The sequence below is a fragment of the Lysinibacillus sp. FSL M8-0337 genome, from assembly GCF_038593855.1.
Taxonomy (GTDB): domain Bacteria; phylum Bacillota; class Bacilli; order Bacillales_A; family Planococcaceae; genus Lysinibacillus; species Lysinibacillus sphaericus_D.
The window spans coordinates 1,736,446-1,758,325 of record NZ_CP151996.1; the positions used below are offsets into that span (position 1 = coordinate 1,736,446).

Sequence of the window (21,880 nt, forward strand, 5' to 3'; positions counted from 1 at the left end):
GGAGAGCGAATATTCAATTTTGCCTCTTGCGTAATGATCGCTGACCTTTCGCTTTCACGCAAAATAAAGTGCGTCAGGATTTTGAATTGTGCATACACAAAAACTCCTTTTGAAATCCGTGACAATCGCCGGAGGCATGAACTTTTATCAGTTAGTGTTTAGACACACGCTGAATAAAAGAGTAAACTAGTATTCATATTCAACTAACCATCTATTTAGGTAGAAAAATTTCTGCTGAATAAAGTTAAAGGAGAATGGTATGCCAAAGGCTATAGGTATTGATGCAGGTGGCACATTGACAAAAGTTGCTTATTTAGACGAGCACAATGAGCTTATTTTAACAACTTTTCCGTCCAATGATTTGCAGTCTGTAATGGAGTGGATTCGAAATAATCCAGATATTGAGGATATTGGTGTTACGGGGGGACGTACAGAACAATTACTTGATGTCATCAAAACAATGAAATCGATTCATTATATAGTAGAGTTTGAAGCTACATTGAAGGGAGTTCGTTTTTTACTAAATAAAGAAGGATACTTTTTCGAGCGTAGTATGATTACCAATATCGGTACGGGAACGTCAATCCATTATATGGAGGGGAACACCCATATACGTGTAGGAGGGACAGGCGTTGGCGGCGGAACCTTGATTGGATTGTCAGCGCTTACAACAGGAATTACAGATTACAATGAAATCCGAGAGATGGCTACAAAGGGTAATCGCGAAGGGGTAGACTTGCTTGTCAAAGATATTTATCAAGGTATGGATACACCTATTGACGGGCATTTAACGGCAAGTAATTTTGGTAAAGTCAGTATTACCGAAGAATTGAAACAACCAGCAGAGGATATTATTGCCACTGTTCAAGGTCTCGTTGGTGAGGTTATTACGACGCTTAGTATACAATATGCCGAGGAAAAAAATGCCCAACATATTGTATATATTGGTTCTACCCTAAGTTATAATGAACATCTTGCACAAGTCATTGCTAATTATACACGCACGAAAAAGCATACACCTGTTTTTATCAATGACCACGGTTTTTCTGGTGCAGTCGGTGCCTTACTTAACATAACTGAATATACAATTGTCTAAAGGACAAATAAAAATGTACATCACTAACGTTTTTAGTGATGTACATTTTTTTTACGAATTGCTATCGTTGGTTTTTAAGTGCAATTACTTTCGCTCTTGAATTAACACCGAGCTTACTATAAATAGTAGATAAATAAACGCGAACTGTACCATTAGATAGATGCAGCTGTTTGGCTATTTCTTGATTGCTCAGCCCTTTTGTTAATAAATCGAAGAGTTCTTGTTCGCGCGGGGTAAGTAAATCATTCGGTTCCTTACTCACTGTACAATTTTTTTGTAAATAGTCAAAATAACTTTTAGGGACAGGATTCCATTTAGATGGTAGGGACTCTAATTGGAAATACTGGTTGAGAAGGGGCAGTATTTCTTTTTCGTCTAATAGAGTACGGACGTAGTAAAACTTTGCTGCCAATTGTAGCGCCTCGTGTAAAGTATCTAAAGCAATATCATGGTTGTCTAAACGAAGTTGACAAACCGCTTCAAGAACGGTTGCTTCAATAATTGTCCCAACTTGCTCGTCTTGTTGTGCTTTTGTTTTAACTTGTACGACGATAGATAATGCATCATTTGGTTGTTTCTTTACTAATAATAACCTAGCATACACTAGCATCCAAAACGGCTGTTTCGTTTTTGTAGCCTGTAGGATAGACTCTGCACGCTCGCCATCACCCTCCACAATGTAACAAAAAGCAATCATAATTTGGATAGTATTTCGCCAATGTTTTTCAACAACATCTTCTAACAGTTGTGTCAGCATAGCGCGCGCAGTATTGGTTTGCTGTTGATGCGTGTAAATGTTAGCCTTTAGCAAATACATAGGAACAAATAAATTAGGATCTGGCTGTTGTTGAGTTAATTGGATTGCAATATCAAGCTCCTTTTGCGCATCTTCTAGTAAATTTCTCTCATAGTACACCTCAGCAGCAATACCAGATATATAGGCGGTCACATATAATGTTTTAAAATTTGTATCCCGAAATAGCTGTGTAATTTTTGGAACTTCATCCATTGCAGGTAATTTGCCTTTTGAAGCTAAATTTGTGCGCGAAAGTTTATATTCAAAATTGTTGTAGGGCATTCGTACTTTATCCCAACGACACGGAGCTTGTTGTGTAGTAAGCTGCCTTTCTAATAATTCTTTCACCGTTTGTAATTTTCCACCCGAGGCAACTAAGGCATATGCTTTGGTTCGTTCGTAAATATTCGCGATAGCTATATTTTCTTTTTGTTCCATCCATTGTTCAGTGAGTTGACGCTGTTCAAGCTCTTCCATTATAGAGGTAGCGGTTGTCATCTCTAATATTGAAATTGCCCGTTCATAGCCCACAATAAGCATTTCATAGGGAACTGTTTGTTGATTGTCTCTTAGCTGTTGTAACCAGCGCATAAAAGTTGCTGTTTGACCTGATAAAAAAAGTTGAACAAGATGATGAGAAATCCATTGTTGGGCTTGCTCATACAATTGATGTTTTAATGCTAATTCAATCGCTGAAGTGTAATCACCTTTTGCATAAATTAATTGAACCGTTTTTTCGACAAGGGACTTTATTTCTTGTGCGGTATATTGTTTCATCAGTTCTTCTTGTAATGCTTCAGCAAATAAATGGTGATAGCGGAACACAAGTTTTGATGATTGAAGACAAACTGTGAACAGACCATTTTCTTCTAAATAAGCTAATAGTTCTGCACTATTCGTCCCTTCTATTAATTGGTCACATATAGCAGGCTCTAATTCATGTAAAAAAGAGGTTCTCAACAGAAAATTTTGTATTGTTTTTGGGAGTTTATGAATAATGCCTTGCCACAAAAAATTAGAAATAAATGGTTGTACTTCATTAAAATTAGTTAGACTCGTTAATAGTAATCCTGCGATCCATCCTTCTGTTTTATTTTGTATTGTTTGTAATTGTTGTTCGTTTAATGAGATTGAATTTTTTAACGAAAAAAACTGCTTTGTTTCTTGGTTAGTAAAGCGTAAATGTTCGGTATTGCATTCAAGGACCCATTGTTTTACTCGCCATATCGCAATCGGTAATGCAAGAGCTGTTCGAGTAGTCAAATATATATGAACATGCGAGGGGAGTTGTTCGATTAGTTTAATCATCGTACGGTGGATTGTTTCGTTTTCTATTAAATGGTAATCGTCCATAACAAGATGCAAGCATTTTTCAACCATATTTAGTTCGTGGATAAACGACTCTATCAGAAAATCGAAAGTGGAAACATCTTGCCCTTGTAATAGTGATGCGAGCACTTGATCGACATCTGTTTCACAGGCTTTCGCGACTGCCTGAAAGACAAAAGTCCAATATCTACTAGGATCATTATCTGCTTGGTCTATTGCGACCCAAGCAATGGGGTGTTGTGAATGGTTAAGCCATTGACTTAACAGTGTTGTTTTGCCGTAGCCTGCTGGCGCGCGAAGGATAGTAACCCTTTTTTGTTCATTTTCACGAAAGAAATCATATAATCTAGGTCTTTCTATTGTTTCGGTCGTACTATAAGGCACATTTAATTTAGCGGATGATAGAGAACTTGACATGGTATGTCTCCTTTTATGATTTAAGTTATGACGTACAGTGAAAGTATTATGTAGTATATCTTCTTAATAATATATGAAGTTTGCTAGATTGTTTATTACTATTTGTCAAGATGGCAAGTCTTGCAGTAGTTGGAATTTTTCCATTGAAGTTTTCACCATAGCATAAAACCTTCACGCGTGCGCACATTACAAGTAGGAGGTGAATATCTGTGGGAAATAGAAATAACAAAAATAATAATAAAACAATGAATAAAAGAACACATAATCCTTTTGGAACGTATAAAAGTAAAGACCTTGATGATAGTAATAGTAACAACAACAACCCAAATGATAATTTAAACGAAGAATTCAGTGCGGAATTTGATGCCAAAGCGAAAAATAAAAACAATAAAACGAACCATGATAAAAATCAACAATCCAATAAAAAGAGCTAAATAGGGGGCGTTAGCAATGGCAAAGAAAAGTAAAACAAGCTTCAAAAAGAAAAAGAAAGAAGATACACATAAAAGAAATGATCGGGAAGAATATTCAGCCGAATTTAATCAAGTTATTCATAATAATCCCCAACAACCAAGCAAAAAAAGTCGTTAAGTCAATTTATGTGGAATGCTCCAAGTTACCATTTGGAGCATTTTTAGTTTCAGCAGGGCTAAACAAATACATACATTTTAACAAGACGATTTTCTTTATTTTTGCTTAAGGCATAATGATTCTAAGGATGTTGCACATTCTATAAAAAAAGAAAGGGGCTTACAACATGCGAAAAATACTTGCGGCACTCGGAATTATGATGACAGTTTTGGCGCTTCCACAACAAATGCCAGATGCCCATGCCCAACAACAAACACCTGCTTATGCAAAATGGGGAAAGCTTGCGATTGAAAAAACACAGTCATCCTATCCTAATTCAAAAATTATTGACTATTTGCATGAAGGCAGTGAAATAAAAGAAGAGGCAACGATTGAAAAATTTAAACTGTGGTTACAAGAGGGTGACAAAGAATTTGGTGTTTATGTAACAATAAAATATACGACCAAAACACAACAAGTAGTTGATATCGAGCTTCAGGAAACGTCGAAATAGAGGATACCATTTTTGGTATCCTCTTCTTCCTTATGCTTCTATTTTTTTGATAAACTCACGCATTAATCCAGGTAAATCTGGCCATGCATGACCACTGACAAGGTTCCCATCGGAGTGCAGATTTGCGTCGATATACGTACCGCCTGCGACTTGGACTTCCGGTTTGCAGGCGATATAAGCTGTTAGTTCGCGACCTTTTAGGACTTCTGGTATTGTCGCGAAAATTTGTGCTGCATGGCAAACCGCTGCGATTGGTTTGTTTGCTTCAAAGAAATGGCTTACAAGCGCCGGTACATGCTCATTTAAGCGGATGTATTCAGGGGCACGGCCACCAGGAATAATTAAACCATCGAATTTTGCTGGATCGATATCCGCAAAGGCTGCATTTGCTTCTATGCCATATGCTGGACGCTCTATATACGTATCGACACCATCTACAAAATCATGACAAACCGTTTGCATCTTTTTTACCGACGGAGCGGCAATTGTAACATGATAGCCTGCCTCTAAACAGCGGTAATATGGATAGTAAATCTCTAAAGCTTCTACCGCATCACCTGCGATAATTAGTATGTTTTTCCCCATGTTTCCATCTCCCTTTTTTAGTCTAGTAGCTTTATTCGACATTTACTATAAATTTCCTGCTTTTTGGGATAAAACAAGCCATATCGCCACTAAACTAAAAGAAATCGCCACTAAACTCTTGAGAATCGCCACAAACCATAAGAAAAACGCCATTAAATGCATGCGCAACGTCAATAAAAATATCTTACTTTACAACATAAAAAATGAGGCGTATAGTATTTATTTAGCTAGGTAAATAAATAAGGGGGAGATACAATGAATCCGATTTTCCATGCATTATTTCAAAAAAGTCGTTATTTAACGAATTGTTTAAATGAGGTTTTAAAACAACATCAGTTGTATAGTTCGCAATGGACCATTTTATATTGTTTACATAAGCACGGTTCAATGACTTTGACACAAATTTGGAAGTATTTAAATGTCGAAGCGCCAAGTATAACAAGAGCTATAGCACGGCTTGAAGATTTAGGCTGGGTGGAAAGAGTTGAAGGAGAAGATAAGCGCGAAAAAATTGTGACGTTGTCAGCCATGGCGGAAGAACGTTTACCGATCATTACAAAAACGATATTAGCATTTGAAGCCGAAATGGTTGGTTCCCTGACTGAAGAAGAACAGTTACAATTTATAAATCTATTGCAAAAAATGAAAGGTTGATTGATATGCAACAAGAGGAAAACACACAAATATGGACGAAACGGTTCATTAGTTTATTTTTAACAAATATAGCAGTATTTTTTGTTTTTTATGGTCTAGTTACAACTTTACCTTTATATGCGATTGGTGAACTGCACCAAACTGATAAAGAAGCGGGATTATTACTATCGGGGTTCTTGTTATCTGCCATTATAGTACGCCCGTTTTCTGGTAAGTTATTAGACGTGTTCGGTAAGAAAAAGCTATTAGTGATCGCAATTGCAGGCTATTTTTTTTGTACGATTTTATATTTATTTATTCACCCATTTGGTCTTTTATTAACTTTGCGATTTGTGCAAGGGATTTTCTTTAGCATTATTACGACAGCAGCCGGTTCTTTAGCGGCTGATATTGTGCCAGCAAGCCGTAAAGGAGCAGGGCTAGGCTATTTTACAATGTCCACAAATTTAGCCGTAGTCATTGGTCCTTTTATCGGTTTACTACTAATTCAATATAGTAGTTTTAATGTTTTGTTTATCGTTATGAGTATCTGTATTTTAGTAGGGGGTATACTAGCTGTAACAGTTGATACAGAGGATTTATCGAAGCCTGAACATACGGGGAAATTGACATTTAAGTTTGATGATTTATTTGAACGGAAAGCATTGCCAGTAGCTGCCATTGCAAGTATGGTCGCGTTTTCTTATGCAAGTGTTTTATCATTTTTGTCAGTATACGCACAGCAAAAAGATTTAATGGCTGTGGCAAGTCTTTTTTATGCTGTGTTTGCAGCCGCTATGTTAATTACACGACCTTATACTGGCAAGCTTTATGATACGAAAGGACCGCAGTTTGTTATTATCCCCGGTATTATTTCTTTCGCAATTGGACTAATCCTCCTTGCTAATGTTTCAGGAGCAGCACTCTTTTTAATTTCGGCCGTTTTTATTGGCTTTGGTTACGGTGCTGTAACGACAAGCTTGCAAGCACTAGCAGTTCAATCAACCGCCCATACTCGTAGTGGCTATGCAACAGCAACATATTTTACAATGTTCGATCTTGGTATTGCCCTTGGATCCTATATTTTAGGTATGGTCGCGGTGCAAGTAGGGTACGCTTCTGTCTATTTGACAGGTGCAGCTGTACTTGGTGTTGTCTTTATTATCTATTTGCTTCGCTTAGCAAAATTAAAAGCCAAGAAAGTAGCACACACATAACATTTTTGAGATTGCTGATAAATCTAGAAGTCGCCCATTACGATTGTAAAGGGCGATTTTATTTTGGCATCAGCCTCCTGCTGAATACTATGAAAAAGAAAAACAGTTAGGGCATGCCTAACTGTTTTATAAATCATGATAAGCGTCCATAACCTACAAAATGTTTCTTCCAGTAGGAGCTGTGAATGTTGGCAATGCTAACACCGCCATCACTAGCATTAATCATTTGGTTATTACCAATATAAATACCTGCATGTGAAATGCCTGCTTTATAAGTATTGGCGAAAAATACTAAATCCCCAACTTGTGGTGATGTTATTTTTTTTGCAGCATAATAAAACCCTGCTGCTGATTTGCGGCTTGTCGAAATACCAGCATTATTATAAACATAAGTAATGTAGCCCGAGCAATCAAATCCTGTGCTCGGTTTGCTACCACCAAATGTATACTTTACACCTAATTGCTGTTTGGCAACTTGAACAAGGCTTTTCGGTGCGCTCGGGGTTGCTGGAGCTTTTGCAGGCGTGCTATTCAGCGTTAATTTTTGTCCAACACGAATATTTGAAGAAGTTAAGTTATTCCATCTCATCAATGTTTGATAAGAAATGCCGTTTTGACTGGCAATTTTCCATAGGGAATCCCCAGATTTCACTGTATATGTTGCAGCAGATGCTGTGTCAATTGTTGAAAAAAGTACAGAAGAGCCTAACGCTAATACTGCTAATTTCATCCCCCACTTATTTCGTTTATTCTTTTTCATGATATGTATCCTCCTAAAAACATTAAAACGTATTACTTGGTACAATAATGATATTAACATGCCAATATTACAGTTCTATGTCAACAAAATAACATTAAGGATACAATTCATATAATAATGGAGGAACGCTAATTAAGCTTATGACTTAAGCAATAGAAAAAACTAGCCCTGCGCATACAGGGCTAGTTCATTGTTACTTTGTATTTAATTGTAGTGCGGGACCGAAAAATTCGTAATGGATTTGACTGTCTGCGATATTGCATTCGTGTAAAGCATTTACTGCTGCTTCCATAAAAGGAGTTGGGCCGCAAATGTATACTTGTGTATCTTGTGTTAACAGAGGTCGAAGCACGTTCGCATTAATGTACTCCTTATTATCAGAATACAACACTTTATGATGGGCATTGCTGTCTTTTTTGAATACGCGGAACAGCTTGCTTAAACCAGTAGGACCATTTAAAGCATTCATTTTATTTTGAATATCTTCATGGAAAGCAAGGACATGTTCATTCCGTGCACATTGGAGGAACGTAACATTTTCTTTATTTTCAATCGTTTGTAACATCGCATTTAACGGTGTTACACCAATGCCACCACTAATGAATAGTACGGGAGCACTTGTTGGCTCATATGTGAATACACCGGCTGGTGCACTAACATCAATAGTTGTTCCAAGTGCAGCATCATGTAAGAAGTTGGACACTTTCCCTTTTGGATTGTGTGCACTTTCTCGTTTCACAGAAATTCGGAATTCTTGCCCATTACTTGCTTGGGATAATGTATATTGACGATTTAATAAATAATCTTCACCTGGAATTGTTACACGAATAGAAACATATTGGCCCGGTTTGTACGCAGGGACTTTTGAGTCGTCTATTGGTTGCAGGTAAAAGGATGTAACATCATCGCTTTCTTTGACAGTGCGCGTAAGTTTGAATTGTTTAAATGCGCGCCAACCATTATTTTGTTCTGCCGCTTTATATAAATCTTCTTCCACTGAAATAAAGATATCTGCAATCACGCCATACGCTTTGCCCCAAGCTTCGATGATTTCATCAGTTGCTGCATCACCTAAAACTTCTTTAATAGCTGCAAGCAAGTATTGACCTACAATTGGATAATGCTCAGGTAAAACGCCAAGACTGACATGTTTATGTGCAATTTGTACGACAACAGGTACGATCGGTTCTAAGTTATCGATATGTTGTGCAGCAGCATACACTGTATTTGCTAAAGCGCCCTGTTGGCGACCTTTTGTTTGATTAGTATGGTTGAAAATATTTAATAATGATGGATTATCTTTAAATAAATTGTGATAGAAAGTTTTTGTGATGGCAACGCCGTGTACCTCCAACACCGGTACTGTAGATTTAATCACGTTAATTGTATGTTGATCTAACATGTTGAACACGTCCTTTCGTGCTTTACTATATGCTTAAACAATCTTTAAAGCAATATATAAAATACATCTTTAACAAAATGGACACAAACATGTATCTATAATACTTCTTTTGTTTAAAAGTTCTTCGCGCTGTTTGGCATTAAGATAAATATAGTAGAATTGCGATAAAAGGAGACGTTTATAGAGATTGTTTGCTAAAAAACTATTCGTAAATGTGAACGATTACTTTGAAATGAAACGAAATAATTCTTCAGTCGTAAATATAGTTAGAAAAAGCATACATTTTTTAACCATGAATAATATGGCATCTATTGAACTTTTACATAGATCAAATAAGGAGGTTTTCGCGTGAATCAGTATCCGACAATAACGGAATGTCCAAAATGTGGTGGACTAGAATTAGGGAAGGGAAAACATAGTGGATATGCATTAATGCACCCAGTGAACAAGATGAGCTTTGGCTCAGAAGTTGAATATATTCTTTGTACAGACTGCGGTTTTATTATCGAAAGCTATGTCAAAAAGCCCGAGAAATTTAAAGGGACGCTTTAAAATACAACTTTTTTTACATATATATATAAATGGTATTTTGGTTTCCTATTCAGTATCCGATATATAAACAATGCATAATGGTTTTTTTATATATTTGTAAAGTAACATAAGAGGGAAAGCGATTTAACAAATAAAAATCCATTTCATGACTATGGCTAAGATACTTGAAAAAAGTGTATAGTGTATAGTAGATAAAAAGGATTGTAAAAATATTATTAAATAGAGGTTACTTTATGAATAATTATTTATCGTTAAAAGACCATGTTTATAATTATATCGTAGATCAAATCAACAACGGGAATTTGATTGCTGGAAAAAAGGTCAATGAAAGTGCGATTAGTGAAAGCTTAAATGTTAGCAGGACACCAGTTAGAGAGGCATTAATACAATTGTCTTCTGAAGGGTTATTAGAAAATGTGCCAAGAAAAGGGTTTGTAATTAAAAATCTAACAACAGAAGAAGCGAAAGAAACGTATTTTATTATTGGGGCATTAGATGGTTTAGCTGCTTCATTAGCAGCCCCTTTTTTAACCGAGAAACATATGAATGAAATGGAGTTTTATATTCAAAGTATTGATTTAGCCATTAATACTGGCAATTTCTCGATGTATCATAAAATGCAGGAAGCTTTTCACGGCGTCTATCTTTCTGTCTGCCCAAATAAAAGTCTTGTAAATCTTCTTTTACAATTACAAAAAAAGTTTTTGAAAAACTTCGCTCATTCTGGTGAGGCAGAACTGACAAAGAAAAGATTGTCTCAAACTAATAATGAACACCGGAAAATGATGGAATTATTTGAAAAAGGTGAGCTGGCTGAACTAGAGCGATATATGAAAGAAGTACATTGGAATATTGATAAAGCAGAGCTTATCCCACTTTAGGATGAAAAATGCTCGCTTATACACCAAAAATAATTCTGTCTTTAAAAAGACAGAATTATTTTTTTGTTGAAAAAATTAAAATATAAAATATAATATACAATATACATTATACAAATTTGTATAAATAGAAAGCGTCACGTATTGAAAAAATCAGGCAATTTTAGGAGGGAATTACACAGTGAAAAGTTTAAATTTCGATTTAGCAAAACAATTGCGACACGAATTGCATCAACATCCGGAACTTTCGAACGAGGAAGTTTGGACAAAGCAACATTTAGTTAATTTTTTGAAAACGTATACAAATCTAGAAATTGTAGATAAAGGAAAGTGGTTTTATGCCATTTACTATGCCAAATCAGCTACGCAAAATATCGCGTTCCGTGCAGATTTTGATGCCCTTCCGATGGATGAAGTAATTGATCTTCCTTGGGCTTCTCAATTTCCAGGTAAAGCACATAAATGTGGACATGATGGTCATGCAGCGACTTTAGCGGGTTTTGCACTGGAGGTCGATCAAATGGGCGCCGATAAAAATATCTTTTTCCTCTTTCAGCCTGCGGAAGAAACGGGCGATGGAGCCATTCAATGTGTAGATTTTATTAAAGAACATAGTATCGACGAAATTTTCGCCTACCATAATATGAGTGGGCTCGCTTATAAAACCGTCGGAATTATTGATGGTACAGCATTATGTACTTCTAAGGGGATGACCATCCATATGGAAGGTTCACCTACCCATGCCAGTCAGCCGGAAAAGGGCATTAATCCAGCATTTGCGATTGCGAACATTGTCCAAGCAATTCCTGATTTTACAGCTCCAGAACGCCATAATGGGCTTGTCCTTTGTACAGTTGTACATATTGATGTTGGAGAAAATGCTTTTGGTATCGCAGCTTCGAAAGGGGATTTACGTTTAACGATACGTGCCCTATAGGGGCTGAAAATGTGGTGGATAATGGATACCTCGGAGGCTCGGAAGACTTTTCTTACATTTCACAGGAAGTACCTTCTGCATTTGTTGTGTTAGGAACTGGCAAAGAAGGCGAGGCTCCAGTGCACAACCCGTGTATGCGCCAAAATGAAGAGATTTTTAAATATGGCGCTGCTTTACATGCAAATGTGGCAATAGAATGGCTAAAACAACAGCATAAATAATTTCTTGAAAAAACAGTTCAGCTAAGTTGAGTAGTTGAACTGTTTTTTTGTTGGAACAAGTTACGCTTCTGTTATATTCAAACGTTCATAATAGAGAAATTTTTATTGAATAATATTCTAATAATTCAATCAGGATATTGACAATAATGCGCCAGTTTGATATTCTTTAACACATTAGTAGTTTAGTAAGAGAAAGCGAAGTTTTGCTATTAAACAAATTACAATGTTAGGGGATATTAGATTATGAAGCGTATTTTTACACTACTTTTTATGCTTACAGCTATATTTGCTTTAGCAGCTTGTGGTACTTCTGGAGATAAATCGAGTACGACGGATAGCTCGAAGGAGACAACGAAAACAACAGACAAAGATACTATTATTATTGGAATCGATGACAAGTTTGCACCAATGGGATTCCGTGATGATAAAAACGAAATCGTTGGCTTTGATATTGACTTAGCACGTGCTGCTGCCGAACATATGGGAATGGAAGCTCAATTCCAACCAATCGATTGGAAAACGAAAGAAGCTGAATTGATTAGCGGTCGTATCGATGTAATTTGGAATGGTTACACAATTACAGATGAGCGTAAAGAAAAGGTTTTATTCTCAAAACCATACCTAGAAAACTCACAAGCTGTAATGGTATTAAATAAATCGTCTATTAAAAAATTAAGTGATTTAGCAGGAAAAGAAATCGGTATTCAATCACAATCATCTGCTGCTGAAGCACTGAATTCAAATCCAATTCACAAAGAAGTGAAAAACGTAACAGAATTTGCAGACAATGTATTAGCTTTAACAGATTTAAAAACGGGGCGTGTAGATGCAGTCATTATTGATGCTGTTGTAGCAGAATATTACATGACGCAAGAGCCTGACACATTCAAATTATTAGATGAATCATTAGCACCAGAACAATACGGAATTGGTGTCAAACCAGGTAACGAAGCATTATTAGAAAAATTGCAAGCCGCTTTAGATAAAATGAATGAAGATGGCACAGCCGCAGAAATTTCAACAAAATGGTTTGGTGAAAACAAGGTTTTAAAATAATGTAAAGAAATCGTGTATTTTACGCGCACATTTTAATTGAATGTTATCAGTCGATAAGAGTTTCCTCGTGAAACTCTTATCTTTTTGGAGGGAAAATGATTATGGCGGACTACTGGCAAACAATGATTTTGCCGATGCTTGAAGGCGCAAAAATGACGGTGTTGCTGTTCATTATTGCCATTTTGGTATCGATTCCACTAGGTTTTTTGCTTACATTAGCTGTGAAAAGCCGTATTAAACCACTGTCTTGGCTAGCCAATACGTATATTTATGTCATGCGCGGTACACCGCTATTACTACAATTGTTATTAATTTGCTTCGGTTTACCGATGGTGCCGGTAATCGGTGAATATCTCGTACTTGACCGCTTTGTTGCCGCATGTCTTGGCTTTATTTTAAATTATGCTGCCTACTTTGCAGAAATATTCCGTGGTGGCTTATTAGCAATTGATAAAGGCCAGTACGAAGCTGCGCAAGTGTTAGGCCTGTCAAAATGGCAAACAACAACACGCATTATATTGCCACAAATGTTCCGTGTAGCGTTGCCTGCTTTATCGAATGAATCCGTTACATTAATTAAAGACACAGCACTTCTTTATGCGGTAGCTGTACCTGAACTGCTGCATTTTGCACAAACAGCTGTCAACCGTGACTTTACCATTGTGCCGTTCTTTATTGCGGGCGCTATTTATTTAGTTATGACGCTTGTCTTAACGGTATTCTTTAAGTGGCTAGAAAAACGTTTTAAATTTGAATAGAGGTGGACACAGATGGCATTGCTTGAAGTATCGAATTTGAAGAAATCCTTTGGCAATTTAGAGGTGCTAAAGACCATCACATTGAACATAGAGAAAAATGATGTCGTGGCTGTTATCGGTCCTTCTGGATCGGGTAAAAGTACAATGCTTCGAAGCTTAATCCATTTAGAAGAAATTAATGGCGGCAGCATTTGTGTAGATGGTGATTATTTAGTACAAAACGGAACATATGCCAAGCAACAAGACATTAAAAAAATTACGGCAAAAATGGGCATGGTATTTCAACATTTTAATCTATTCCCTCATTTAACAGTACAACAAAACCTTGAAATTGCACCAGGCTTACTAAAAACGGAGTCATCGGATGCTATTAAAAAACGTTGTCAAGACTTACTACAAAAAATTGGTCTTGCTGATAAGGCACAGGCCTACCCAGCAAATTTGTCTGGTGGACAAAAACAGCGTGTGGCCATTGCACGAGCGCTTATGATGAATCCACAAATTTTATTATTTGATGAGCCCACTTCTGCCCTTGATCCAGAACTGACAGGTGAAGTATTAAAAGTCATGAAAGATTTAGCGGAAGACCAGATGACAATGATTGTTGTGACACATGAAATGGGGTTTGCACGAGAGGTCGCAAACAAAGTAGTTTTTATGGACGGCGGCGATGTTATCGAGGCCAACCATCCAGAAGCGTTCTTTACGAATCCACAACACGAACGGACAAAAGCATTTTTACAAAGGAATTTAAAATAATCTAGAAGCTGTCTCATTTGAGATGGCTTTTTTTGTTGATAGAGTCATAAGGGACTCGCCAGTAAAATTTCAGGTAACGCCAAAAAACCTCGGGTAACGCCACGATAACCACAGAAAACGCCATTACAAAAATTTGCAAGAAAATCGACATAAAATTTATTGACACTCTTTGTAGTGAAAATTTAGAATAATCTTAAAAAATATTCTCTTGAAAAACTTCAATTGTCTTGTAGAGAACTAAAAGGATTTATAGACATAAATCTATTTTAATTTTCCAACATGACCATCACTTAACTACGAAAACCCTACAGAATAACTCTCTTGACAATGAGAGAACCCATCCATGTTGGAAATTTTTAAACAACTACATAAGAAGGTGGCGAACACTATCAATAAAAAATTTAGTGTATTGTTGTCATTGATTATTTGCATTCTTTGTTATTTTACCTTCGGACAATTGGCAATAAAAAATGACAGCCATTTGATTACAGTAGCTATTTTGGACAGTGGTATAAATAAAGATTTGGATGTCTTTCAAGGTGTCGCATTTGAAGAAGTCAATTTAACGCACCCTGGGGAAAAAGTTAAGGATGATTTTAATCATGGTACGCCAGTCGCGGGAATTATTGTAGGAGAAGCAAAAGCTAAATTAAAAATATACGATATTAAACTTTTAGATGCACAAGGCAATGGCTCAATTGATCATTTAGTAGAAGCTATTACATGGTGCATAGATAAACAGGTAGATTTCATTAATATTAGTTTTGGCTTTCAAATGCCCAATGCTGAACTAGAATCTATTATTGAAAAAGCAGTAGAACAAGGAATTACTATTGTCGCCGCAGCTGGTAATACATATGGTTTAGCAACTGACTATCCAGCAAAATTGGATGGTGTATTGTCAATAGGTTCTATTAATGAAAAAAATAAACGATCCTCTTTTTCAGCTATTGGAAAAATTGATTATGTTTTTAACGGGGAGAATGTACAAAGTATTCATCATAATGGGCAAGCATCTGTCTTTACGGGAACCTCTTTTGCAGCTGCCTATGCAACACATCTATTTATTCAGTTGAAAGAAATATATAAGGAGGTTGAGCCAAAAGAAAATTTTAACGCTATTTTACAACAATATACTGTGACAAAAGATTTTTGGAATGCAGCTGAATATGGAAAAGGTACGATATTTATACAATAATAAAGGGGAAATGAAACGATGAAATGGAAAAAACAATTTATATCTATTATTATTGCAGCGTTGCTATTTGCAAATATTGCACCCAATTTGATTTCTGCACAGGAATATGATGTAGTATCTGATGAGCCTATTGTGATGATTTCCATAGATGAAATACAGGATGTGCATACAGAAGAATACAAACAAGAACTATACGATGAATTAAATAAAAATCTTATTTTTTCAGACGATAGTACGATAAATATTCGGAATATTGAAATATATGATAATGAATTACTTGTCCAAACAACTTTTGAGTCCGAGGATTTGAAAGCGGATTTAGACATCAAGTTTGATAGTGAAAGCGAAGAAATAGTAATCGATAGTGTCATCGAAGAAAACGGCACTGTAGAGCAAAACCATTATCGTGTGACGATGCAACAATTGGAAGATGACAATTTTAGTACAATCTTTACGAATTTAGAAACGGATGAAACCTTTGAAAGCAATCCTGTAAGGTTGCAGGCACACGTAATACCACCATTGGTATACTTAATCGGTGGTGCGGTCGTTAGATATACAGTACAAAAATTTGGTTTTAAACAGGTTCTGAAAATTGGCAAACGTACATTTTACAGTAAGTCAAAAGATGCAGCCAAAAAAGCCGTTGCCACCTTTGCAGATGTAACGATTGATGTAGGTGGTGGTAAAAAGGTTTATTTTACGAAAGCTAAAATGAGACATATTTTAGAAAATCATCATCCAAATTATTGGACTGGAAATAAAGGGAAAACGTTTTTTGATCCAGATTTATCGGTTCATGATATTAAAAATATTGTCACTACAGTAATTAATAATAATAAATTTGCGATATCTAAAAGATTAAATGATATTCAAGGTATAAATGTGCGAGCAAAAGTAAACGGAATTGAATATGAAGTTAGGCTTAATAAGTATGGTCATGTAAATTCAGCTTTTCCAGTTGGAAAATGATGAGAAAGTGTGGTGCTTTGTATGAGTAAACTAAAGATCGAGACATTTATAGGGGAAGAAGATATAACTGCTCCTGTTTATAAAATTGAAAGTTTTCCTATTACCTCTCCATTAGCAGTAGAAAAGGCGCAGAACATTTTAGAGGAAAACGAAGGAGATTACTTAAGTGGGTTTGTAAGCTTGATTTATAATGAGATGGTGATTTTTAGTGAAGAACAATTAACGGAAGATTTATTAGATACGTGGTGTGATTTAATCTATATTTTAAACCATAGATATGATGGAAGAAGTATTGATATTACTTTTTTAGATAATTACAAGGGCAATGCATTAGTTCAAGAAATTGGCCATTTTTATGAAATTCAACTAAATCATTTACAGCGTTTTCTCGTACCTATAGAGCTATTCCGGAATGAGGTAAAGAAGGAATTTCTTAATTTTGTGGAGTTTTGTAAAAATGAAAAACTACAGTTCGCCGAAGACAGTTTATATCGTGGAATTTTAGAAACGTATGATGAATTACTTTATGATGAAGATGAAAGAAGTTGAAAGGTAAAAATACAGACAAGGGACTGTTTATTTTCAATGAGCAGTCCCACAATATACAGTATTATTTAAAAAACTTGGAACTCATTTTCAAAAAAGTGTGGTGCTTTTTATGAATAAACTAAAAATCGAAACCTTTATAGGGGAAGAAGATATAACTGCTCCTGTTTATAAAATCGAAAGTTTTCCTATTACCAATCCATTAGCGGTGGAAATGGCACAGAAGATATTAGAAGAAAACGAGGGCGACTACTTATGTGGCTTTGTGAGTTTGATTTACAATGATGAAGTTATTTTTGGCGAAGAGCAAATGACGGAAAGTTTATTAGATACATGGAGTAGTTTAAGTAATATTTTAGAAAGTAGATATGATGGGAGCAAAGAGGAGATAATTTTTTTAGATAATTATCCCTATGTTTATACTACAATTTAAGAACTTGATCGTTTTATGAAATACAACTAGATTGTCACCAACGTTTTCTAGTTCCTATTGAACTTTTCAAAAATGAAGTGAAAAAGGAATTTATTAATTTTGTGGAATTTTGTAAAAATGAAAAACTACAGTTTTCCGAGGAGAGTTCTTATCGAGGACTTTTAGAAACATATGATGAATTAATTCAAAATGAAGAGGAAAAAACTTTGAGGGCTAAAAAAATATAGATGGGAGACTACTTGTTTTTAGCAAGTAGTTCCCACAATGTTTTTTGGATTACTCATATTACTCATAAGTGTGAGGTGTCGTATGAATAACCTTAAAATTGAAACCTTTATAGGGGAAGAAGATATAACTGCTCCTGTTTATAAAATTGAAAGTTGCCCCATTACCAATCCTTTAGCGGTAGAAAAGGCACAGAAGATTTTAGAAGAAAACGAAGGTGATTACCTATGTGGCTTTGTCAGCTTGATTTATAATGATGTGGTGATTTTAGGTGAAGAGCAATTAACTGAATGTTTATTAGATACTTGGAGTACTTTAAGTTATGTTTTAGAAAGCAGATATGATGGAAGGGGTCATCGGATTGTTTTTTTAGATAATGGTAAATATTTTGATACTGTAATTGAAAATACGGGACAGTATTATCGAATTCAACTTGATTCTTCCCAGGAATTCCTCTTGCCAAAAGAGGAATTCCTGAATGAACTGAAGAAGAAGTTTTTTGAATTTGTGGAGTTTTGCAAGAATGAAAAACTACAGTTTTCCGAAGAAAGTTCTTATCTTGGCCTTCTAGAAACGTATGTTGAATTACTTGAACAAGAGGAAAGATCAATTTAGAAGAAAAAAATATAAACAGGAGACTGCTTGAAATTTATCAAGCAGTCCCAAAAATTAAAGCATTTAACATAAGACTCATTTTCAAAAAGTGTGGTGCTTTGTATGAATAAACTAAAAATCGAAACATTTATAGGGGAAGAAGATATAACTGCTCCTGTTTATAAAATCGAAAGTTTCCCGATTACCAATCCTTTAGCGGTAGAAAAAGCACAGAAGATATTAGAAGAAAACGAAGGTGATTACCTATGTGGCTTTGTCAGCTTAATTTATAATGATGTGGTGATTTTTGGTGAAGACCAAATAACGGAGAGTTTATTAAGTACGTGGTGTGATTTAATATATATTTTTGATACTCACTATGATGGAAGAAGTCATCAGATTGATTTTTTAGACAATTATCCCTATTTCGATACTACAATTCAAGAAAATGGTCATTTTTATGAAATTCGATTGGATAAATACCAGCGATTTCTGGTTCCTATAGAGTTATTTAAAAGAGAGGTGAAGAAAGAGTTTTTAAAATTTGTGGAGTTTTGTAAAAATGAAAAATTACAGTTTGCCGAAGACAGTTTATATCGAGCACTATTAGAAACATATGATGAATTACTTTTTTGAGCTGCCCCTACAAAAAGATTTTTTAGTAGCATTACTTATAACAGAAGACTCATCATGGAAGCGGGGTGCTTTTATGAATGCGCTAAAAAAAATACATTCATTGGTCGACAATATGATAGCAATTTTCCAGAAGTAATAACTGATGCTGTTCCTATGGCTTTGTCAGCTTAATTTATAATGATGTGGTGATTTTTGGTGAAGAGCAAATAACGGAATGTTTGTTAGATACGTGGAGTACTTTTATTTATCTTTTAGAAAGTAGATATGATGGAAGCAATCATCATATAATTTTTTTGGATAATTATCCATATATCGATACTACAATTCAAGAAAATGGGCAATATTATGAAATTCAACTTGATCGTTATCAGTCTTTTCTTGTGCCGATTGAACCTTTTAAAGAAGAGCTGAAAAAAAGAATTTTTTAAATTTGTAGAGTTTTGTAACAATGAAAACTTTGGTTTTCTGAAGAAAGTTCTTATCGAGGGCTTTTAGAAACATACAATGAACTAAAATTAAGCGAATAGGGGATTGCTTGTGTTTAGCGAGCAATCCCCACTATATTATTATTAATTTTTTTCTTTTTGAATAGCGTTGCGTGCTAGTGCATCTGCCGCTTTATTTTGCCCATCTGGAATCCATTTGATGAAAAATAAATCAAAATTATTTGCAAGTGTTAATGCTTGTTCAAGAAAAGGTTTAAATTCTTCGTTTTTGACATATTCTTTTTCTATAGATGTAACGACCACTTTTGAATCGGAACGGACGGAGACAATGCTTGTACCTAGTTTTTGTGCTTCTTCTAAGCCCCGTACTAATGCGGTGAATTCGGCGATATGATTATTAGTATGACCGATGTACTCACTAATTTGTACGTGATGGCCTTCTCCTTTAATAAAAATGCCAATGCCGCTAGGGCCAGGATTACCTGCACTTGCCGCATCGATATAGACCTCTAACATGAAAATCCCTACTTTGCGATTAGACTTCCATTTTATTGTACAGCAATGGGGCTGTTTGACAACCTCCAAATGATTGAAACAATTTTTGTTAAATTAGGATGAACAAAATAGTTGCTTGAACACAATGTTGACTTCATAATAGAAAGACATGAAATTTGGACGTGAAAGGGGCGAATGTTCTTAATGGATAAAGTGACGGTTATGAAAGATATTGATGAACTACATGATATGTACTGTGCTGATTGCTTAGTCATTAAGCAACTGCGGAAAGAACGTGGGAAACAAGGGGCCCATCGTTTTTGTATTGAGGCGTGTACAGTAGGGGAGCGATTGCAGTTTTTAGGGGAAGAGCTAATGAAAGTGTATAGCAAATAAGGCGCTGATTGTGAGAACTCACATAAAAATATCCAATAAGAAATTTTTATGCATGAAATTAAGCATATGTAGTGCTTTTCTTGCATAAATAACTATATGTTCGGAAATAATAAAATTGGTTGGTTACCATAGAAAAAGCTACCTTGTTGTCTGTTATGCAGATAACGAACGTAGCTTTTTTCTATTTATTTATTGGAACGCGGGTAAAACAGTGTAAATCGTGGATAGAAGTCCACTAAACGCGGGTAAAACAGAAGAAATCGCGGATAGAAGGCAAATACCGCTTTAGCAAAACAAGTGTTAGATTGATTGTAACTCAATCTAACACTTGTTTTTGTTTTATTTTGTTGAAGCGTATTGACTTAAATCTTGGTAGTATTTTGTTAAAGAGGAAGGAGAAATATCGAAAGTCGCTGCAATTTCTTTGACTGTCATAGAAAGTGATTCAAATAGCTCTTTTTCCTGACCGTAGCGAATAGCACCTGCTGCGATGGCCGCTTCTTTACGTGCAGATGGTTGTCCTTCGATTAAGTAATCCTCTAATAGTTCAAGCATCGGTGCTGTTTCACGCTCATTTTGTTCAAGGAATTCCTTGACTTGCATAATAACACCGTTCTCGAAGTTTGTGAATTCTTCGCCCTTGTAGCCATTAGACATAAGTAGCTCCCAGAATGTTAGATGATCTTCTTTTAAGAATGTTTGAACCTTCTTATTCGAAGCCTCGAAGTTTTCTTTTAACTTCACAAATACCTGTTCATGGTCTTGTGGGAAGAATATAAGCGTTGATACCGCTAAATAATGCGCTTCCTGCTTTGTGCCATCTGGCAAGATAAACGCAAAGACATGCATTCCCTCAGGAATTGGCTTATCATTTTCGCGACGGATGTAAATTTCTTCATTTGAAAGAACATGACTAGCTTTAAAATATTTTTCCTCTACAACAGTTACCGTACCAATAAAGAGTGTAGGTTGAGACCAGCCTTCAAGCACTTTTAAAGTTGAAGGTCTTACCGTCTTTTTCTTCGTTTTCTTTAAATAACCTTTCCAAATAGATGGCTCTTGATGGAAGAAGAAGTCGTCTAACGCAATCGCTTCAATAAGCTCACGTTGTAGTACGCTCTCTAATTTAGGCTGCCATGTGCCAACATGCTCGATATAAGCACGAACATCTTTGCGTTCTGGATATTCTAAATAAAATGTTTGTAGTACACGCTCTAGTTCTTCGATTGCTACAGCTTCAACTGTAACTTGCTGTTTACCTTCACAACATTTTTTGTATTTTTTGCCGCTACCGCATGGGCATGGATCATTACGTTTTACCATAATTAGAAACACTTCCTTTGAAAATTGTTAGTCGATTTTTGCTAAATAAATTGCGTACACTTAATAATAACGGTACTTTTGTATGAAGAAAAATGATTATCTATTTTGAAATATCAAAAAATTAGAGGGACGCCCT

General features: G+C 35.6%; 26 protein-coding genes. 20 read left to right on the top strand and 6 right to left on the bottom strand.

What is annotated here, in order from left to right; genetic code table 11:
- Nucleotides 1–259: 259 nt before the first annotated feature.
- Nucleotides 260–1,096, top strand: coding sequence for a type II pantothenate kinase (gene coaW / locus MKY08_RS08050; RefSeq protein WP_024363421.1), 837 nt, complete (start codon nt 260–262; stop codon nt 1,094–1,096).
- A 61-nt stretch (nt 1,097–1,157) separates the two neighbouring features.
- Here coaW and MKY08_RS08055 read toward each other — a convergent pair whose 3' ends face one another.
- The gene (locus MKY08_RS08055; protein WP_069511496.1) at nt 1,158–3,638 is read right to left on the bottom strand and encodes a LuxR C-terminal-related transcriptional regulator; all 2,481 of its coding nucleotides are present in this window, start codon (nt 3,636–3,638) and stop codon (nt 1,158–1,160) included.
- 209 nt (nt 3,639–3,847) lie between these two features.
- Here MKY08_RS08055 and MKY08_RS08060 point away from each other — a divergent pair, with 209 nt between their 5' ends.
- The 3 genes from MKY08_RS08060 to MKY08_RS08070 all read left to right on the top strand — a co-directional run bounded on the left by MKY08_RS08060 (nt 3,848) and on the right by MKY08_RS08070 (nt 4,722).
- On the top strand, nt 3,848–4,072 hold the full coding sequence (locus MKY08_RS08060) for a hypothetical protein (protein ID WP_081327935.1): 225 nt from the start codon (nt 3,848–3,850) through the stop codon (nt 4,070–4,072).
- A 16-nt stretch (nt 4,073–4,088) separates the two neighbouring features.
- Nucleotides 4,089–4,229 (top strand): hypothetical protein, encoded by a 141-nt coding sequence (locus tag MKY08_RS08065; protein WP_162832722.1) that lies wholly within the window; start codon nt 4,089–4,091, stop codon nt 4,227–4,229.
- Nucleotides 4,230–4,395: 166 nt separating this feature from the next.
- On the top strand, nt 4,396–4,722 hold the full coding sequence (locus MKY08_RS08070; protein ID WP_069511494.1) for a DUF3889 domain-containing protein: 327 nt from the start codon (nt 4,396–4,398) through the stop codon (nt 4,720–4,722).
- A gap of 30 nt (nt 4,723–4,752) precedes the next feature.
- On the opposite strand, the gene MKY08_RS08075 is transcribed toward MKY08_RS08070, so the two are convergent.
- A complete protein-coding gene (locus MKY08_RS08075) occupies nt 4,753–5,307 on the bottom strand; it encodes a DJ-1/PfpI family protein (RefSeq protein ID WP_069511492.1) in 555 nt (184 codons plus the stop codon).
- 255 nt (nt 5,308–5,562) lie between these two features.
- Here MKY08_RS08075 and MKY08_RS08080 point away from each other — a divergent pair, with 255 nt between their 5' ends.
- Nucleotides 5,563–5,961 (top strand): MarR family transcriptional regulator, encoded by a 399-nt coding sequence (locus tag MKY08_RS08080; protein WP_069511490.1) that lies wholly within the window; start codon nt 5,563–5,565, stop codon nt 5,959–5,961.
- 5 nt (nt 5,962–5,966) lie between these two features.
- The gene (locus tag MKY08_RS08085; RefSeq protein ID WP_069511488.1) at nt 5,967–7,157 is read left to right on the top strand and encodes an MFS transporter; all 1,191 of its coding nucleotides are present in this window, start codon (nt 5,967–5,969) and stop codon (nt 7,155–7,157) included.
- Between the two features lie 133 nt (nt 7,158–7,290).
- Here MKY08_RS08085 and MKY08_RS08090 read toward each other — a convergent pair whose 3' ends face one another.
- Together MKY08_RS08090 and hmpA are read right to left on the bottom strand one after the other, a co-directional pair.
- The gene (locus MKY08_RS08090; RefSeq protein WP_069511486.1) at nt 7,291–7,917 is read right to left on the bottom strand and encodes an NlpC/P60 family protein; all 627 of its coding nucleotides are present in this window, start codon (nt 7,915–7,917) and stop codon (nt 7,291–7,293) included.
- A gap of 193 nt (nt 7,918–8,110) precedes the next feature.
- A complete protein-coding gene (gene hmpA / locus MKY08_RS08095) occupies nt 8,111–9,319 on the bottom strand; it encodes an NO-inducible flavohemoprotein (RefSeq protein ID WP_069511484.1) in 1,209 nt (402 codons plus the stop codon).
- 348 nt (nt 9,320–9,667) lie between these two features.
- Between hmpA and MKY08_RS08100 the strand changes: the two genes are divergently transcribed.
- The 13 genes from MKY08_RS08100 (at nt 9,668) to MKY08_RS08160 (ending at nt 19,084) form a co-directional block, all read left to right on the top strand.
- Entirely contained in the window at nt 9,668–9,871 is a 204-nt protein-coding gene (locus MKY08_RS08100; protein ID WP_024363430.1) for a hypothetical protein, read from the top strand.
- 233 nt (nt 9,872–10,104) lie between these two features.
- Nucleotides 10,105–10,752: a GntR family transcriptional regulator gene (locus tag MKY08_RS08105; protein WP_025219194.1), complete on the top strand. Its 648-nt coding sequence runs from the start codon at nt 10,105–10,107 to the stop codon at nt 10,750–10,752.
- 178 nt (nt 10,753–10,930) lie between these two features.
- The gene (locus MKY08_RS08110; protein WP_081327933.1) at nt 10,931–11,686 is read left to right on the top strand and encodes a M20/M25/M40 family metallo-hydrolase; all 756 of its coding nucleotides are present in this window, start codon (nt 10,931–10,933) and stop codon (nt 11,684–11,686) included.
- Between the two features lie 11 nt (nt 11,687–11,697).
- Nucleotides 11,698–11,907 (top strand): M20/M25/M40 family metallo-hydrolase, encoded by a 210-nt coding sequence (locus tag MKY08_RS08115; RefSeq protein ID WP_069511482.1) that lies wholly within the window; start codon nt 11,698–11,700, stop codon nt 11,905–11,907.
- 243 nt (nt 11,908–12,150) lie between these two features.
- Nucleotides 12,151–12,963, top strand: a complete 813-nt coding sequence (locus MKY08_RS08120) for an amino acid ABC transporter substrate-binding protein (RefSeq protein ID WP_069511480.1) — start codon at nt 12,151–12,153, stop codon at nt 12,961–12,963.
- Nucleotides 12,964–13,064: 101 nt separating this feature from the next.
- Complete coding sequence (locus tag MKY08_RS08125) at nt 13,065–13,721, top strand: amino acid ABC transporter permease (protein WP_025219199.1); 657 nt, start codon at nt 13,065–13,067, stop codon at nt 13,719–13,721.
- A 12-nt stretch (nt 13,722–13,733) separates the two neighbouring features.
- Nucleotides 13,734–14,480: an amino acid ABC transporter ATP-binding protein gene (locus MKY08_RS08130; protein WP_069511476.1), complete on the top strand. Its 747-nt coding sequence runs from the start codon at nt 13,734–13,736 to the stop codon at nt 14,478–14,480.
- Nucleotides 14,481–14,823: 343 nt separating this feature from the next.
- The gene (locus MKY08_RS08135; protein WP_069511474.1) at nt 14,824–15,678 is read left to right on the top strand and encodes a S8 family serine peptidase; all 855 of its coding nucleotides are present in this window, start codon (nt 14,824–14,826) and stop codon (nt 15,676–15,678) included.
- An 18-nt stretch (nt 15,679–15,696) separates the two neighbouring features.
- Nucleotides 15,697–16,650, top strand: a complete 954-nt coding sequence (locus tag MKY08_RS08140; protein WP_069511472.1) for an SAR2788 family putative toxin — start codon at nt 15,697–15,699, stop codon at nt 16,648–16,650.
- A gap of 21 nt (nt 16,651–16,671) precedes the next feature.
- Nucleotides 16,672–17,199: a hypothetical protein gene (locus MKY08_RS08145; protein ID WP_069511470.1), complete on the top strand. Its 528-nt coding sequence runs from the start codon at nt 16,672–16,674 to the stop codon at nt 17,197–17,199.
- Nucleotides 17,200–17,308: 109 nt separating this feature from the next.
- Nucleotides 17,309–17,629 carry a hypothetical protein gene (locus MKY08_RS08150; RefSeq protein ID WP_069511468.1) on the top strand — a complete coding sequence of 107 codons (321 nt, stop codon included), beginning with the start codon at nt 17,309–17,311 and terminating at the stop codon, nt 17,627–17,629.
- Nucleotides 17,630–17,938: 309 nt separating this feature from the next.
- On the top strand, nt 17,939–18,469 hold the full coding sequence (locus tag MKY08_RS08155) for a hypothetical protein (RefSeq protein ID WP_069511466.1): 531 nt from the start codon (nt 17,939–17,941) through the stop codon (nt 18,467–18,469).
- Between the two features lie 102 nt (nt 18,470–18,571).
- Nucleotides 18,572–19,084, top strand: a complete 513-nt coding sequence (locus tag MKY08_RS08160; protein ID WP_069511464.1) for a hypothetical protein — start codon at nt 18,572–18,574, stop codon at nt 19,082–19,084.
- Nucleotides 19,085–19,653: 569 nt separating this feature from the next.
- Here the strand turns inward: MKY08_RS08160 and MKY08_RS08165 are convergent.
- Nucleotides 19,654–20,046, bottom strand: coding sequence for a ribonuclease HI family protein (locus MKY08_RS08165; protein ID WP_024363445.1), 393 nt, complete (start codon nt 20,044–20,046; stop codon nt 19,654–19,656).
- 183 nt (nt 20,047–20,229) lie between these two features.
- Here MKY08_RS08165 and MKY08_RS08170 point away from each other — a divergent pair, with 183 nt between their 5' ends.
- The gene (locus MKY08_RS08170) at nt 20,230–20,421 is read left to right on the top strand and encodes a zinc-finger domain-containing protein (RefSeq protein WP_024363446.1); all 192 of its coding nucleotides are present in this window, start codon (nt 20,230–20,232) and stop codon (nt 20,419–20,421) included.
- Nucleotides 20,422–20,760: 339 nt separating this feature from the next.
- On the opposite strand, the gene MKY08_RS08175 is transcribed toward MKY08_RS08170, so the two are convergent.
- Nucleotides 20,761–21,744, bottom strand: a complete 984-nt coding sequence (locus tag MKY08_RS08175) for an SEC-C metal-binding domain-containing protein (protein ID WP_069511460.1) — start codon at nt 21,742–21,744, stop codon at nt 20,761–20,763.
- Between the last annotated feature and the right edge of the window lie 136 nt (nt 21,745–21,880).

What these genes read in the sequence shown, in the direction of transcription:
- MKY08_RS08145 (WP_069511470.1), top strand. Translation starts at nt 16,672, where the DNA reads ATGAGTAAACTAAAGATCGAGACATTTATAGGGGAAGAAGATATAACT.
- MKY08_RS08075 (WP_069511492.1), bottom strand. Translation starts at nt 5,307, where the DNA reads ATGGGGAAAAACATACTAATTATCGCAGGTGATGCGGTAGAAGCTTTA.
- MKY08_RS08125 (WP_025219199.1), top strand. Translation starts at nt 13,065, where the DNA reads ATGGCGGACTACTGGCAAACAATGATTTTGCCGATGCTTGAAGGCGCA.
- MKY08_RS08070 (WP_069511494.1), top strand. Translation starts at nt 4,396, where the DNA reads ATGCGAAAAATACTTGCGGCACTCGGAATTATGATGACAGTTTTGGCG.
- MKY08_RS08165 (WP_024363445.1), bottom strand. Translation starts at nt 20,046, where the DNA reads ATGTTAGAGGTCTATATCGATGCGGCAAGTGCAGGTAATCCTGGCCCT.
- MKY08_RS08105 (WP_025219194.1), top strand. Translation starts at nt 10,105, where the DNA reads ATGAATAATTATTTATCGTTAAAAGACCATGTTTATAATTATATCGTA.
- MKY08_RS08175 (WP_069511460.1), bottom strand. Translation starts at nt 21,744, where the DNA reads ATGGTAAAACGTAATGATCCATGCCCATGCGGTAGCGGCAAAAAATAC.
- MKY08_RS08065 (WP_162832722.1), top strand. Translation starts at nt 4,089, where the DNA reads ATGGCAAAGAAAAGTAAAACAAGCTTCAAAAAGAAAAAGAAAGAAGAT.
- hmpA (WP_069511484.1), bottom strand. Translation starts at nt 9,319, where the DNA reads ATGTTAGATCAACATACAATTAACGTGATTAAATCTACAGTACCGGTG.
- MKY08_RS08135 (WP_069511474.1), top strand. Translation starts at nt 14,824, where the DNA reads ATGTTGGAAATTTTTAAACAACTACATAAGAAGGTGGCGAACACTATC.
- MKY08_RS08080 (WP_069511490.1), top strand. Translation starts at nt 5,563, where the DNA reads ATGAATCCGATTTTCCATGCATTATTTCAAAAAAGTCGTTATTTAACG.
- MKY08_RS08160 (WP_069511464.1), top strand. Translation starts at nt 18,572, where the DNA reads ATGAATAAACTAAAAATCGAAACATTTATAGGGGAAGAAGATATAACT.
- MKY08_RS08090 (WP_069511486.1), bottom strand. Translation starts at nt 7,917, where the DNA reads ATGAAAAAGAATAAACGAAATAAGTGGGGGATGAAATTAGCAGTATTA.
- coaW (WP_024363421.1), top strand. Translation starts at nt 260, where the DNA reads ATGCCAAAGGCTATAGGTATTGATGCAGGTGGCACATTGACAAAAGTT.
- MKY08_RS08150 (WP_069511468.1), top strand. Translation starts at nt 17,309, where the DNA reads ATGAATAAACTAAAAATCGAAACCTTTATAGGGGAAGAAGATATAACT.
- MKY08_RS08055 (WP_069511496.1), bottom strand. Translation starts at nt 3,638, where the DNA reads ATGTCAAGTTCTCTATCATCCGCTAAATTAAATGTGCCTTATAGTACG.
- MKY08_RS08085 (WP_069511488.1), top strand. Translation starts at nt 5,967, where the DNA reads ATGCAACAAGAGGAAAACACACAAATATGGACGAAACGGTTCATTAGT.
- MKY08_RS08130 (WP_069511476.1), top strand. Translation starts at nt 13,734, where the DNA reads ATGGCATTGCTTGAAGTATCGAATTTGAAGAAATCCTTTGGCAATTTA.
- MKY08_RS08120 (WP_069511480.1), top strand. Translation starts at nt 12,151, where the DNA reads ATGAAGCGTATTTTTACACTACTTTTTATGCTTACAGCTATATTTGCT.
- MKY08_RS08140 (WP_069511472.1), top strand. Translation starts at nt 15,697, where the DNA reads ATGAAATGGAAAAAACAATTTATATCTATTATTATTGCAGCGTTGCTA.
- MKY08_RS08170 (WP_024363446.1), top strand. Translation starts at nt 20,230, where the DNA reads ATGGATAAAGTGACGGTTATGAAAGATATTGATGAACTACATGATATG.
- MKY08_RS08155 (WP_069511466.1), top strand. Translation starts at nt 17,939, where the DNA reads ATGAATAACCTTAAAATTGAAACCTTTATAGGGGAAGAAGATATAACT.